The sequence below is a fragment of the Candidatus Zixiibacteriota bacterium genome (assembly GCA_040752815.1).
Lineage (GTDB): Bacteria > Zixibacteria > MSB-5A5 > GN15 > FEB-12 > JAGGTI01.
The window spans coordinates 1-13,041 of the sequence record JBFMGC010000008.1; the positions used below are offsets into that span (position 1 = coordinate 1).

Sequence of the window (13,041 nt, forward strand, 5' to 3'; positions counted from 1 at the left end):
CGGGGTCTGGTATCCGAGCCGGGCCAGTGGCGATGGTCGAGTTACAATTGCTATTGTGGTCGAGACGATGTAGCTTTGCGGATAGACAAGATTGAGCTATGAGGGATCTGCCCGTGAATGGAACGACTGGTGAAGTACTTGAGCATATGGGAGCCGGGTGCCCCAGCCGCTTGCAGTGGGTTGAGATTGTGCCGCAGGTGCCGGGCTTCTCGGCACCCGCCTTAGGCGATGATTTAGGCACTTCGACCTACTTCGGGGTAGACGAGGACACCGGATCATGTCCGGGGCAAGCGTCTGCCGCCCACCAGGCGGAGATCGCCATGTCCGCAAAAGGCGGACTCGTGATGACGTTTTGGAGCGTGCTCAACAAGCCTCAAGGGGCGGGCATTCTGGATGGTCCGTAACAACAAATGTCTTGTATGTAAGTGTCGACCACCTTATCTTCTTAATGAAGGATGCCTTTATTCACCGGTGACCTTTCGTCACTGACCCGACAACGGCAATTGCCCGCACCTCGGATCACCACGCCTCTGCGTGTATATAAAGGTATCCTCGAGAAGGATGCAAACGAATGGGATAAAAACTACTCCGGAGAAAGGAAGGAAGACCATGAGCCTTGATGGAATATTGAAGGGTCACGACCTGTTCCGGTCGCTTAGCGTGGACCAGGCGCACGGAATAAGTGACTTTTCGACGGTGAAGAAATTTGACGCCGATGACGTGATCTTCTCGCATAATGACCCGGCCGGTCACATCTACATGTTAATGGAAGGAGCAGTCGATCTCCGCCTTCCATCTGAAGGTCAGGACTTCAGCCTCGTGATATCGAAGATTGAGAAGGGAGAGCTGTTCGGTCTATCACCGTTGCTTGATTCTCCTCGCTACACGGCTACAGCGCAATGTGTCGAGGCAACAGAGGTTCTCTCAATAGAGGCCAAGCCCCTCCGGGAGCTGCTCAAGAGGAACTCTCTTGTCGGCTTCGAGATAATAAACCAGGTTGCCCACATTTATTTCAAGCGCTATATCGAAATACTCAAGAGGCTACAGGGGGTGGTGGGGCAAGTGTCTTTGATCCGCTGAGAGACCGGCAGCAAGAACTTAATGTCTGCGGTACATTGAGCAGTCAATTCTTCGCTCAAGGCGATGCCTGGTGCCCCGCCCCTCGCGATGGGTTGAGACTGTAAAAAGACCCAAGGGGTGGGGCACCAAGTAGATGACTCCGCTAAAGTCCTTGCGCTCTGATTCAGCAATGGCATAAGTTAGACAGAAAAGTACAGGATAATCCTCGCGGGACGGGGAAGCGTCGTCCGCAAGATCGAAGATGGCTCAAACCCATAAGGAGAGAGACAGATGCGTAAAGCGATGTTCGTGTTGCTACCGTTGGCGGTTTTCACCCTGATCGGTTTCGCGATTCAGGCCGAGGAACCCGCTGCTACCAAATGGCTGGACATGACCAACTGCTACTTCTGTCAGCCGCTGCCCCAGTCCGAAGGGTTGATGGAAAACCTGGCTTGGGAAAGCCTCAAGATTAAGAATGGTATCGTCCAGGTGGTTACGTATAAGCCGGAGTGGGAAGAGAAATACAGGGCCGCCTGGGCCGAGTCGCAAAAGCGCCGGAAGGAATTCGATCCTGCCAAGCAGCTGTATGTGTGCGGGCTATGTCAGGCATGGCAGCAGATACCGTTGGACAAGGTAAGGTGGGAGGATGTGAAATTCAGCGGCGGTGAAATAAGCATCGGTGAATCCGAGGACTCCGCGATCGTGGTTCAGATACACACGATTGTTGAAAAGACCGGCGCCGCCATGGACGAGATGAAGAAGGCGGAGGAGATTCAGAAGGAATAGCATGCCCGCTGCTCACTCCGCCTTCGGTGGACGCAGGAATTATTTTTCGAGTCATCGTTAGCCGGGTACCGCATCGGCTTGCGATGTGGTGAGATTCTGATATGAATGTCGGGTTTCTCGGCCCGCCTGTGGCTGGCCTCGGAACACCGACCTACCTGTCTGTGGGGCCTCCGGTGCGGTGACCACGCTTCGGGCGGTCTCTCGGCGCTCAAGCGATAACTCCCGTTGACTAATTTGGTCGCGCTCGGTATATTGGTTTCAGGAGGCCCATTATGGCTGTCCAAATCAAGCGTGTCGAATACTATTACTGTGCGGTCGAAGATAAGCACGGCACCGGCTACTGGCTGCTGGAACACCTTCGCCAGAAAAATGTCAACCTCATTGCCTTCACCGCCTTTCCGACCGGCGGCGGTCGATCTCAACTCGACTTCGTGCCCGACGACCCCAAGGCGCTGGTTGCCGCGGTCAAAGAGGCAGGCGTTAATCTGGTCGGTCCCAAGTGGGCGTTTCTCGTGCAGGGGCAGGACGATGTCGGTGCGATCGTGGAGCTACACCGTAAACTGGGCGTTGCAAGCATAAACGTTCACGCGGCCAACGGGGTTGCGGACGGCAGCGGGCGCTTCGGCTATGTCCTCTGGGTGAAGCCGGAGGATTACCAAAGAGCGGCGCAGGTCCTGGGCGCATAGCTTAGGCGAGTGTCCACAGCTGCGGCGGACCGGATTTCGAGCGGGTTTCGCCGCCCCTTGAGTGCACCGGTCTGGTCGTCCCCAAATCTTGTTGCTTTTCTCCGCTCCCCGAATACCTTCCTGAATCGACTGAAGCGGTCGATGATTCGATCATGTGGTGGAAACTGCTCATATACGTGGCGATGTCGGCGATGATTGTCGCCAGTTTTGTCACGCCCGCGCCGCAAAGGCAGATCGGCGAGGCCAGCCGTATCTTCTACTACCACATCCCCCAGGCGTGGGTCTGCGTGATCGCCTTTGCGCTGTCGATGATTTTCTCGATCCGGTTTCTACGACGCCGTCAGATAGTCGAGGACGATCGGGCCGTAGTTGCGGCATCGCTGGGCTTCATCTACTGCTTCCTGGCGACTGTGACGGGCGCGACTTTTGCCAAGGTCACTTGGGGATCATTCTGGAACTGGGACCCACGAGAGACTTCGATTTTCGTGCTGCTGCTCATCTACGCCGCGTATTTCGCGCTGCGCAACGCGATTGACGAACCGGAAAAGCGGGCGGCGCTCTCGGCAGTCTATTCGATATTCGCCTTTCTGACCGTGCCGTTTCTGATCTTTGTTGTACCAAGGATTATGCCGTCGCTGCACCCCGCCGACTCGGTGGTCGACCAGAACCTGCGGTTTACTATGGGACTGACTGTCGGAACCATCTTCGGAGTATCACTGGCGCTGTATACGGCGCTCTTTTGGTGGATGTTCAGCCTGGCGCTCCGGGTGAAGCGGATCGAGCGGGCGCACTTGGAGAGGGAGTTTTAGATGGACGGAAATTATGTTGCTTTAGCAGTTACCCTGCTGATCTGGCTGGGGCTGTTCTTCTATCTATGGCGGTTGGATAAGCGGGTTCGGGAGCTGGAGAAGCGGTCGTAGCTCGATCGGAACCCGTAAGATCCGAACAGGCATTGACTCAAAACCGGTCTCTCGAACCGAGGGGCCGGTTTTGATGTATCAAACGCAACCCAGGGGACAACCTCGGTGCTTCCACCACGCACGCCTGGCTCCGACGCAGTCAGTGTCGGCCAGGGAGGCTAAATCTTCGTCAGCTCCGCCCTGCTCAGGTGGATATTCTTAAAGCTATCCTCGGAGATGACATAGTACCAGTCGGCGAAACGGGCGTTGAGACGCGCGGCGAGGTCGCGTCCGGCCTGCACCTTGCGCTCCCATTGCTGGTACTTGCTGTGCTGCTCCTTGCAGGTCTTGTCGAAGTCCGTCAGCGCAGAATCCGGCTTGTTCTGGAAATCCATGGAGGCCGGCTTCGGCGGCTGAGGGAAGTAACCGGCATCGAACTCGCATGTGAGGAAGAGGTAGCGATTTGCCGCCTGTTCCTGCCCGCCGCCCGCCTTACGGGACTCCTCCGACGAACCTGCGGTCACTTCCAGACCGGAGCCGTAGAGCACTTCGCCGAAACGGAGTGTGTACACGATCCCATCGGAGCTGTAGACCTTGACATCACCCTCGTTAGACAGCAGGCGCCCGTCCTGGCGAGCGATGTAGAACCCTTTGCTCTGCAGCGAATACTGATCCTCCTGGGTCATCTCCAGCGAACGGCCCGCACCCTTGAGGCCGGCTGACAGAGCCGCCGGCTTGGGGCGGACTCCGACAATAGTCAAATCCTGCAGCGTACGGGCCAGCGTCCGAACTTTGGACGTATCCAGCTCGGCTCCTTTGTTGAGCGAGCGGGTGGACCAGACGTTGTCCGTGAACACCAGGTCGATCTTCTCACCCGGTACGAGCGAGAGCGTGCGCTCGTTTATGGAGTAGCTGTCAAGCAGGATGCGCTCGATTTTGGGCGCCTGCACCTCCAGCAGACTCGCCTCGATCCAGTCTGTAAACCGGGTCGATATATCGAGGTTTACGCGCGAGGCATAAACGCGATTCTCGCCGGGGACGCGGACGAATCGGAATCCCTCGCGTTCGGGCACGTTCTTGCCGATGATGAAGTCGGCCAGCGCGCCTCCGTCTTTGTCCTTAAGCGAAATTCGGCTACCGCGCCCCTTGAGTCCGGGCGCCGATTGGTCGGTGGGATCGATCACGCCGCAGGCTTCGTGATCCGATACGAGATTGGTTCGATAATCATCCTTTTTGATATCGATCACTCCTGCAGCCGTCTTAGCCAGTCGGTCTTTGCCGTCGGCAGGATAGTCGTGGTGCGACGGAATCGTCCAGCGGCCGTCCTTGAAGGTGACTTTGAACGGTCGTGCGGAGCCGGATTGTTCGTCGAATTCGACCACTTCCAATGTCGTGGCTTGGTTGGGATCAGTAAACATCGGGAAGAATGGTTCGCCCTGGTCGCTGAACGCCTCGGGGGTAATCCTGCCCGGTGACAGCAGGAACGCCAAGAGACCCAGTATCAATGCGGTCCCCGCAAATAGGCCGGTGATTTTCAGTTCGCTCATGGTTTAGCTCCTCAATCTCCGCGCGGCGATCGCGCCCTCACGTTCACGTCTGCGCCTTTTCACCGCAGTGACGATACCGATGACCAGCACCGGGATCGGCGGCAACGCCACGGCCAGAGTCTTGATTCTGGTCTGTATGCTGCGAAGAGCTGATTCCATGTTCTCTTTGCTTGCCTGAATGGTAGCTTGTTTTTGCGATTCGATATTCGCTTTAACGACTTCGAATCGGCGGCTTTCAACTTCCTGCAGGTTGCGGGCCATGATCTGCTTGGTCTGCTCGTCGAGGTCTTCCCGGTTGCGCAGCGCGGCGACTTTGGCGTCCAGTCTGCCCTGGGCCTCGGCCAGAGCCTGCTTTGCCTGTTCCTCAGCCTGGCTCTCTTCGCTAAGCCGCCGTTCGACAAATTCGCGCGTACGGTTCTCGACTTTTTCGAGCGTGCGGTGCTTTATACGCTTCTTGCGCAGATCGATAAACGATAAGTCATCCACCAGAAAGTCCATACAGTTGAGCACGAAAGATACATTATCAAACTGAAGGTTTCCAAGCCCCTGCTCGCGAAGCATGAAGAACTGGTCGGAGATCAGGTCTATATCGGCGATGACAATCGCATTCACCTTCTGAGTGACCATGCTGTCGGCCAGGGGATTGGCACCTCCCAGCAGTTTGCCGGCTTGGGTCGTATCAAAGGGAACCTGCCGCTCACCACTGATGTGGGCCGCCAAAATAAACGACTCCGGCGACTGCTGGCGCGGCGGATTAGGATTCATGCGCAGACCGAAGAAGCTGCGCTGCACCATTTGATACCAGGACGCCGTTCCGGCGATGCGCCCGGTGTGCAGCAGCGGCTTGAAAGTGAACTCGCTCCGGGCGCTGAACACGTGGCCGGGGTACATGGCCACCACTTCCTGCAGGCCGGCGCTGGCGGCGTTGCCCGAGGCAAACGGTTCGCTCGCTCCGTTGCCTTGTCCAATAAAGACGATGTCCGGCGGCACCGCCCCAAGATCGGGATGCGGGTTGTAGGTGTCCCAGACCAGGCTGCTCGGATCGAAGCGCACGCCGATCGCGTTCATCAGCTCGCCGATGTTCCCTTTTGGATCGGGCGTAGGACCGCGATTCTGCTGGAACGGGTTGGTTTGTGCGTCAGCGGGAATCAACGGCGAGAGGTTGATATTGACCACCGGTAGAGGATCGTCGAGAATCAAAGTTGGCTTGCCCGCCAGTATATGCTTCTTGAGGTTGTCCATTTGCGGCTGGCTGAGCGATGACGGCAGCACAACGAGCAGGCCGTCGATATCCTCAGCGATCTCGGTATCGGCCGCGATATCCACCACCTCGTACTGCTTTTTCAGCTCTCGGACAATGCCCCACGGCGGCGACTGGCTCATCGCCTGAAAATCAAAGCCACCCGACAGCTTGGCCGCTGTCGTCAGCACGCCGATCTTCTTCCGTGCCGTGGCCGCCGCCACGCGAATGGACCGTATTAACTCGTACTCCACCGGCAGGCCAACGTCGAAAAACGGGATCACTTCTTCCGCGGCCCCACTGGTGAAGGCAAGGCCCATGAAGACCTGCATTGTGCTGGTTCGGGCGCTCTCCAGGCTCATCACTTCGCGCGGCGTAATGCCGAACTTCTCACGGGCGTCGCGCGCCTCCTCGCTGAACGGCTCGGTGTCATGGATAAGCACCTGCACCTTGTCGCCGGCATCTGCGGAAATTTCATTGAGTGCCGATAGCAGGTTCTCCCTCGTCTCCACGTACTGCCGGGGCACCTCGGGGCTGATAAACGCCTGAACGAGAACAGGTCGATCTTCGCTCAATTCGTCAAGCAGAAACCCGGTCTTGTCGGAAATAGAGTGGAGGCGTTCTGCGGTAACATCCAGCCGTATTCCTGTGCGGCCAACAATCGATACCAGGCTGACCGCGGCCACCACGACGGCAATTCCTCGCACCAATTGGTGGACCCAGTAGCGATAACCGTCGGCAGCCAACGGCCAATGACGCCTCCCCAGCAGGATTATGTTGAGATACAACATCACCGCGACCGTGAACAGGAAGTATAGCAGGCCGGAAAAGCTCACCACGCCGCGGGCGAAATCGGTGAAATGCGTGGTAACTCCCACCGGTCCCAACCACTCCTGGAGCGCTTTGCTGAGGGTCCAATTCTCCGAATTGACAAAAACGAAGAACGAGCAAAACAGCGCCCCGAGAATGAAGCCCACAGTTGCGTTGGAGGTCAGCAGCGACGCTAACATGCCGACCGCTATCAGTGCCGCACCGATCAGCCAGTAGCCAAAGTAGTTGCCGAACATCAGGCCAAGATCGGGCCGCCCCAGCCAGAACAACACGATCACGTGGCTGAGCGAGAAGGCAAGCGATGTCGTATAGATACCTAGTCCGGCCAGATACTTGCCGAACACAACCTCGATATCGGTAGCCGGCAAGGTCAGCAGCAGTTCATCGGTGCCATGCTTGCGCTCATCGGCCCAGATATTCATAGTGAGGGCCGGGATGAAGAAAAGCAGGATGAGCGGGAAGAAGTAGTTCAGTTGCCCGAGATTGGCCAGGTTGTCCGCGAAAAACCGCTGCTGCCAAAAGGCCGCCGCGGCGCTCAGAAAGATGAACAGAGTGATAAACACGTAGCCGGTGGGACTCGAGAAATAGCTGCGTAAGTCGCGCTTGCAGATCGCCCAGATCACTTGCCAGTTGAGCTTCATACTGCACCTCCCGCCGTGGCAACGGAGGCCACCCGCCCGTAGTTGGTCAATTCATAAAACGTTTGTTCGAGCGATTTGCCCACCTGCAGCTCCGTCGGGGTGCCATCAAAAACCAGACGGCCGTCATGAATCAGGAGCACCCGGTCCGAAACTGCCGTCACCTCACCAAGAATGTGTGTGGACAGCAGTATCGTCTTGGTTTCTCCAAGCTTCCGAATGTAACCGCGGAAGTCGCGAATCTGGTTCGGATCCAGTCCGGCGGTAGGTTCATCCATAATGAGCACGTCGGGGTCATGGAGCAGCGCCTGGGCGAGACCGACTCTCTGGCGGTATCCGCGCGAGAGCTTGCCGGCCGGCTTCTCCCAGACCTCTTTTAGTCCGCACTGCTGGGCAACCGCCTCCATCCGGCTCTTGAGTGTCTCTCCGGTTATGCCGCGAGCCTCGCCGAAAAACCTCATGTGTTCGTAAGGCGTCATGTCGTGATAGAGCGGGCCGTTCTCCGGCAGATAGCCCAGATGCCGGGCAGTTTCAAGACGGTGCGTGCGCACGTCGTGTCCCGCGATCGCTGCCGTGCCTTCACTTGCGGAAAGGAAACCGCTCAGGATCTTCATGGTCGTCGATTTGCCGGCGCCGTTCGGCCCCAGGAACGCGACAATCTGCCCCTTCGGGATCGAGAAGGTGATATCCTTGATTGCAACGAAAGAACCGTAGAACTTACTCAGCCCGCGGGTTTCAATCATAATGGGTGGAGAACTTGCAGTCATTTCTTCCTCTATGTCGAACTCTAACAAACCCTTGCCTTGAAAAACGGTCCGCCATAATAGGCCGGCCCGCCGTTTATGTCAAGTTGCCGCCTGGCTTTGTCTTTAGCACGAATGGCGGAATAAACCGGGCCGGATTTCGCCGCTGGGCGGGACCGGCGCCATGCTCGGCTATCCTACAGAACGATTATAGGCAGGAGAGTCCGCCAGGTTCCCGACGGAGCAACCGTCGGAGACCAAGCCGGGTGCCGGCGTCGATGTTGTCGGACGAGGACGTAAGCCAGCGACTATCCGCGTGAGGTTGTGTTTGCCCCATCCGTCACTGGCGGAGTGGGCCACCAGACGCTAGTTCGTAACCGCCATTTCGGTTTTGAAAAGAAGCGCGACCCAGAGGATCGTCACGATCCCGCGAATATCGACCGGCCAGTGGGAGCCGACCATGTAGAGGTAGCACATCAGGGTCAGTCCAAAAAACGTCTTGATAAGCCCCTCGCGGGCATCGTAGCGAACGAAACTGACTATGGCCCGGGCAAGGAAGAGAACGATCAGGGCCGGCGCGACCAGTAGCACCAGCCAGCGCCAGAAATCGAGATTGTTCAACTGGGGAAGGAGCGGATCGCAGGTGATCGCGTTTTCCAGAAGTACGCCGTGGCCGATCGCCAGGAACAGGGCGATGGTCACGTATAGGTACCCCTGGGAACTGTGGTCCCTGATCTCCTGGATTCCCATCAGCACGAAGAACATGGCGAGACCAGCCAGCGCGGAGAGCTGGTAGATCGTAGCGTTGGCGAAAATCTCGGCCAGGGTCGGGTCCATGTGGAGTCCTCAAAGAGGTCCAAAAGTAACCCGCGTGCCAAATGCCGCCAAGCGCCGAGGGGCAGCCTAAGCGGCCATGATACTTTATGTTAGAATAGTATACTTGAAGTCACTGTTGAAGTAAAAAGGAGTGGATGAGTAGCTTATTGCAATCGCCTTCACATCGTTGATGTGTGCGTAGACTCAGTTGATCACAATCAGCTTCCCCTGGGCGCCGCTGTCGGGCAGGAACCAGAGGTAGGTGCCGGACGCCACCCGGTTGCCGGATTCGTTGGTACCGTCCCAAACGATATCCTGGCCGACCAGGTTAGTCCAGCGCCTGATGATGGAACCGGAGATGGATGTCAGCAGCAGTTCCCCGTCGGCGGGCAGATCGGTAAACGTAGCGGCGTCGACTTCGGAGAAGCGAACCGGGTTTGGATAAGCGTGAGCATAGGGGTCAACGAAGAAGCTCGACGTTTCGCTGTAGCCGTCGGTGTTGGTCGCTACGCGCCAGAAGTACTGCTGCTCGGACACAAGCGGAAGGTTGACCTGCCACGAGGTCGTCGTACCGATATGCTGATCAACCACACCGCCGGCAACCAACCCGAAAAAGTTCGAGTCGGTTGCCAGTTCGAACCGGTACACGTTATCGGGCGAGGGGTCGGCGTTTTCGACTACCAGTACCGGCCGGGCGGTGGGGAGGACAGCCAGGGGAGGCGGGGAGGTAGGTTGGGCCAGGTTGCCGTTGTTAAGGACGAGGATAAACCTGGCCTCGCAGGAAACGACATTGGACAACGCCGCCGGATTGGCGGCGTCGTCATAGGCTTTGATACCGACATAGTAGGTCTCACCCGGCACCAGCGAGGAGAGCGTCGTGCTCTGGGCGGTGCCGGCGGGCGTAGGGTTTGGCGGCGAACTCCATGGCAAGGCCGAACCCCAGTTACCGGAGGTGATGTTATTGAGCGAGTATCGAATCTCGTAGGCAGTCGCCGTACCGGTCATACCATCGTCACCAGGGGCAACCCACGTGAGATTGATCTCGCCGTTGTTCTCGCCTGGAACGGCCACGAGGTCGTTAATCGGCGCCGGGGGCGTGTTGTCCTGCGCGGTGATGTTGTTCGGCACGTTGGATATAGCCGACCAGTTGGTGCGCTCGTCCGCACTCTTCAGCGCAAAGTAGTACCGCGTATTTGCTGTTAATCCAGCAACCAAAAGCGTCTCTGGTGTGCCCGACGCTCTGGGCAGCGGTTCGCCGGTCACCTGGGTGGCCGACGCAAAATTAGCGGCTGTGATTACCGACGTGGAATAGCGAATGTCATACTGAGAAGCAGTCCCGATAGAACCGTCGTCGCCCGGAGCCGTCCAAATCAGAGTCAGCGAGGATGTGGTCGGCAGAATCAGACTGAGGTTGGCAACCGCCGACGGAGCGGTGGCGTCGTTCGACGTTGAAAGAGTGGCGTTGTTCGAGATCGCCGACCAGTTGGGGACCTCGTCGGCGGTCTTTATGGCGAAGAAATAAGTCGTGCCGGAGTTCAAGCCGGTAACCACGTAGCTCTGGAAACTGCCTCCTGCCAGTGGCGCGGGGGGAGAGGCGACCGGCGTGGCAGCGTTGAAATTCGCCTCGGTTATGAACGCGGTCGAATAACGAATCGAATACTGGGCTGCCGTGCCGGCCATGCCGTCGTCACCAGGGGCAGTCCAGCTCAGCTCGATCGTATGCTCGGTCGGCGCCCCGGCGCCAAGGTTGGCGATTGCCGACGGCGGCGTGGTCTCAGTGGACGTCGTGCCGCTGGTTACGTTGGACATGCCCGACCAGTTCGGGACCTCGTCCGCGGTCATCATCGCGAAATAGTAGGTCGTGTTTGGATTCAATCCGGTGACGACAAATGATTCGGCGCTCCCGGCCACCCGGGGGGCGGGCTCGCCTGTAATCTGGGTCGCCGAGGACCAATTCGCCGCGGTGATAGTCGATGTAGATCGACGAATGTCGTATTGTGCAGCCGTGCCGGTAGAGCCGTCGTCGCCGGGTGCGGTCCAGGTCAAGGTAAGCGACGTGGCGGTCGGCGAGCCGGCGCTCAGGTTGGCGATCACCGCCGGAGGAGAGTCCTCGGGCAAAGTGGCTTTAGCCACGACGTTGGACAAGGTTGACCAGTTCGGGACTTCGTCCGCAGTCTTAATCGCAAAGTAGTAGGTCGTACTTGGCTGCAGGCCGGTTACTTCGAACTGCTGGGCGGTGCCGGCCGGACCGGGTGCCGGTTCGCCGGTCACTTGAGTAGCCGCACCCCAGTTGGCGTCAGTAATCGTGGACAACGAGTACCGGATGTCATACTGCGACGCCGTACCGGTTGTGCCATCATCGCCCGGAGCCGTCCAGTTAAGCGTCACCGAGGTAGGTGTGGCGTCTGCGGCCGTCAGCGACGCCTGACCCTCGGTTGCCAAGAACACTAAGGCGAGACTGGCAAGGACCGAAGCTGTGAATCTATGAGCCCCACCAAACATCATAACGCAAAGTCTCCTTTAATCGTATGTACAAGGCATCTGGGCCGGGGCGGGCAATTCAAACCTTGGGCCAACTAAAGAAGGATTGTAGGAGCTCTGCCGCACAAAGACTTACGTGGCGCAATCTCAGCCCGCACTTCAAGGGCGAGGGCTGTTTTGTTCCGTAGTGAAACAGGCTGGTCAGCGATTGAGCAGACTAGACCGGTGTTTGCGGACCTGCAAACGTCTGCTCGGTAGGCCTCGACTGAACCAGGCGGCACACGCGGGATTCTCGCGCAGATTCGTCCGACACCACTTCTGGAGTCGCCTCTACTTGAGGATCTTACCTATCGTGTAACGTCGACCGAGTGGCTTGCCGATGGCGTGGTAGGTCTGGGCACCGGGGGAGTAGATGATCGGGCGAATCTTCTCGATATCAGGATTGCCGTCGCCATTTAGCTTGTCCGAGTCGACTTTGACATCAAGTATCTCCCCGATAAACTGAGTATGCAGACCGATCTCGTGATAATGAATCAACCGACACTCCAGAATCATGGGGAATTCATCTATGTACGGGGCGTCGACTAACTGGCTGCGGACTGGGGTGAGGCCGGTGTCTTTGAACTTGTCCGTGTCTCTTCCCGAGGCGATGCCGAAGTAATCGGCCTGGCGGGCATGATCTTCGGACGGTACGCAGGCCGTGAACGCCCGGCGATCGAGTACACACTGATAGGTATAGGTCGCTTTTCGGAGTGAAACACCAACCGCAGGCGGCCGCGAACAGACGACGCCAGCCCAGGCGGCGGTCATAGCGTTGGCCTTCCCCTTAGAGTCGTACGTACACACGACCCAGGTGGGCGTAGGGTAGATGAGAGTTCTGGCGCCAAAGGACTTTTTCCCGACAGGGGTGGTTATCTGATTTCCTCAATTACGGAAGTGCCTGATTCGTCCTGATTGGGGCCAACCGTAACGGTCCAGCTTTCGTGCAGGCGGTAACGGCCGTCGGGGAGCAACTCGGGAACTGATCGGCAAGTACCTGCGATCAGGATACCATCGACGTTGAGGTACTGCCAGGTCATCTCCAGCGAATTGTCCTGCGTCACGCGGGCCAAAATCTGGCCGTGGCGGATGCGTCCGCCGGAATAGGTGGCGGTGACGATGTCGCCGCTCTGATCGTAGTTGAAAACGGTATCTCTCCTGGCGTCTCCATCGTCATAGTTGTCGACTCCTACAAAGCGGCGGTTGCGGAGGTCGAGTAACTGCATGGCTTGGGTCCTTTCCTGGGCTGCCCCAATTTAGGGGTCTGGGCGATTTT

At 57.9% G+C, this 13,041-nt stretch carries 13 protein-coding genes; 6 read left to right on the forward strand and 7 right to left on the reverse strand.

Features of this window, described 5'->3' with window-relative positions; all coding sequences use genetic code 11:
• Positions 1-98: 98 nt before the first annotated feature.
• The 6 genes from AB1772_03490 (at position 99) to AB1772_03515 (ending at position 3,451) form a co-directional block, all read left to right on the forward strand.
• On the forward strand, positions 99-404 hold the full coding sequence (locus AB1772_03490; GenBank protein MEW5795404.1) for a hypothetical protein: 306 nt from the start codon (positions 99-101) through the stop codon (positions 402-404).
• Positions 405-609: 205 nt separating this feature from the next.
• Positions 610-1,080, forward strand: coding sequence for a cyclic nucleotide-binding domain-containing protein (locus tag AB1772_03495; GenBank protein ID MEW5795405.1), 471 nt, complete (start codon positions 610-612; stop codon positions 1,078-1,080).
• Positions 1,081-1,350: 270 nt separating this feature from the next.
• A complete protein-coding gene (locus AB1772_03500) occupies positions 1,351-1,845 on the forward strand; it encodes a hypothetical protein (protein ID MEW5795406.1) in 495 nt (164 codons plus the stop codon).
• A 272-nt stretch (positions 1,846-2,117) separates the two neighbouring features.
• Positions 2,118-2,531 (forward strand): hypothetical protein, encoded by a 414-nt coding sequence (locus AB1772_03505; GenBank protein MEW5795407.1) that lies wholly within the window; start codon positions 2,118-2,120, stop codon positions 2,529-2,531.
• Between the two features lie 152 nt (positions 2,532-2,683).
• On the forward strand, positions 2,684-3,340 hold the full coding sequence (locus tag AB1772_03510) for a cytochrome c biogenesis protein (GenBank protein MEW5795408.1): 657 nt from the start codon (positions 2,684-2,686) through the stop codon (positions 3,338-3,340).
• Positions 3,341-3,451, forward strand: coding sequence for a CcmD family protein (locus AB1772_03515; protein MEW5795409.1), 111 nt, complete (start codon positions 3,341-3,343; stop codon positions 3,449-3,451). It abuts the gene before it with no gap.
• Positions 3,452-3,609: 158 nt separating this feature from the next.
• Here the strand turns inward: AB1772_03515 and AB1772_03520 are convergent, their stop codons facing one another.
• The 7 genes from AB1772_03520 to AB1772_03550 form a co-directional block, all read right to left on the reverse strand.
• On the reverse strand, positions 3,610-4,977 hold the full coding sequence (locus AB1772_03520) for a DUF4340 domain-containing protein (GenBank protein ID MEW5795410.1): 1,368 nt from the start codon (positions 4,975-4,977) through the stop codon (positions 3,610-3,612).
• 3 nt (positions 4,978-4,980) lie between these two features.
• Entirely contained in the window at positions 4,981-7,689 is a 2,709-nt protein-coding gene (locus tag AB1772_03525; GenBank protein MEW5795411.1) for a Gldg family protein, read from the reverse strand.
• Positions 7,686-8,429 carry an ABC transporter ATP-binding protein gene (locus tag AB1772_03530; protein MEW5795412.1) on the reverse strand — a complete coding sequence of 248 codons (744 nt, stop codon included), beginning with the start codon at positions 8,427-8,429 and terminating at the stop codon, positions 7,686-7,688. Before AB1772_03530 ends, AB1772_03525 begins: the two co-directional genes overlap by 4 nt.
• A 366-nt stretch (positions 8,430-8,795) precedes the next feature.
• Positions 8,796-9,266 carry a hypothetical protein gene (locus AB1772_03535; GenBank protein ID MEW5795413.1) on the reverse strand — a complete coding sequence of 157 codons (471 nt, stop codon included), beginning with the start codon at positions 9,264-9,266 and terminating at the stop codon, positions 8,796-8,798.
• Positions 9,267-9,449: 183 nt separating this feature from the next.
• A complete protein-coding gene (locus tag AB1772_03540; GenBank protein MEW5795414.1) occupies positions 9,450-11,750 on the reverse strand; it encodes a fibronectin type III domain-containing protein in 2,301 nt (766 codons plus the stop codon).
• A gap of 306 nt (positions 11,751-12,056) precedes the next feature.
• On the reverse strand, positions 12,057-12,641 hold the full coding sequence (locus tag AB1772_03545) for a flavin reductase family protein (protein ID MEW5795415.1): 585 nt from the start codon (positions 12,639-12,641) through the stop codon (positions 12,057-12,059).
• Complete coding sequence (locus AB1772_03550; protein MEW5795416.1) at positions 12,638-12,991, reverse strand: n-acetylglutamate synthase; 354 nt, start codon at positions 12,989-12,991, stop codon at positions 12,638-12,640. The genes AB1772_03545 and AB1772_03550 overlap by 4 nt, the downstream gene beginning before the upstream one ends.
• Positions 12,992-13,041: the final 50 nt, after the last annotated feature.

What these genes read in the sequence shown, in the direction of transcription:
- AB1772_03490 (MEW5795404.1), top strand. Translation starts at nt 99, where the DNA reads ATGAGGGATCTGCCCGTGAATGGAACGACTGGTGAAGTACTTGAGCAT.
- AB1772_03495 (MEW5795405.1), top strand. Translation starts at nt 610, where the DNA reads ATGAGCCTTGATGGAATATTGAAGGGTCACGACCTGTTCCGGTCGCTT.
- AB1772_03500 (MEW5795406.1), top strand. Translation starts at nt 1,351, where the DNA reads ATGCGTAAAGCGATGTTCGTGTTGCTACCGTTGGCGGTTTTCACCCTG.
- AB1772_03505 (MEW5795407.1), top strand. Translation starts at nt 2,118, where the DNA reads ATGGCTGTCCAAATCAAGCGTGTCGAATACTATTACTGTGCGGTCGAA.
- AB1772_03510 (MEW5795408.1), top strand. Translation starts at nt 2,684, where the DNA reads ATGTGGTGGAAACTGCTCATATACGTGGCGATGTCGGCGATGATTGTC.
- AB1772_03515 (MEW5795409.1), top strand. Translation starts at nt 3,341, where the DNA reads ATGGACGGAAATTATGTTGCTTTAGCAGTTACCCTGCTGATCTGGCTG.
- AB1772_03520 (MEW5795410.1), bottom strand. Translation starts at nt 4,977, where the DNA reads ATGAGCGAACTGAAAATCACCGGCCTATTTGCGGGGACCGCATTGATA.
- AB1772_03525 (MEW5795411.1), bottom strand. Translation starts at nt 7,689, where the DNA reads ATGAAGCTCAACTGGCAAGTGATCTGGGCGATCTGCAAGCGCGACTTA.
- AB1772_03530 (MEW5795412.1), bottom strand. Translation starts at nt 8,429, where the DNA reads ATGATTGAAACCCGCGGGCTGAGTAAGTTCTACGGTTCTTTCGTTGCA.
- AB1772_03535 (MEW5795413.1), bottom strand. Translation starts at nt 9,266, where the DNA reads ATGGACCCGACCCTGGCCGAGATTTTCGCCAACGCTACGATCTACCAG.
- AB1772_03540 (MEW5795414.1), bottom strand. Translation starts at nt 11,750, where the DNA reads ATGATGTTTGGTGGGGCTCATAGATTCACAGCTTCGGTCCTTGCCAGT.
- AB1772_03550 (MEW5795416.1), bottom strand. Translation starts at nt 12,991, where the DNA reads ATGCAGTTACTCGACCTCCGCAACCGCCGCTTTGTAGGAGTCGACAAC.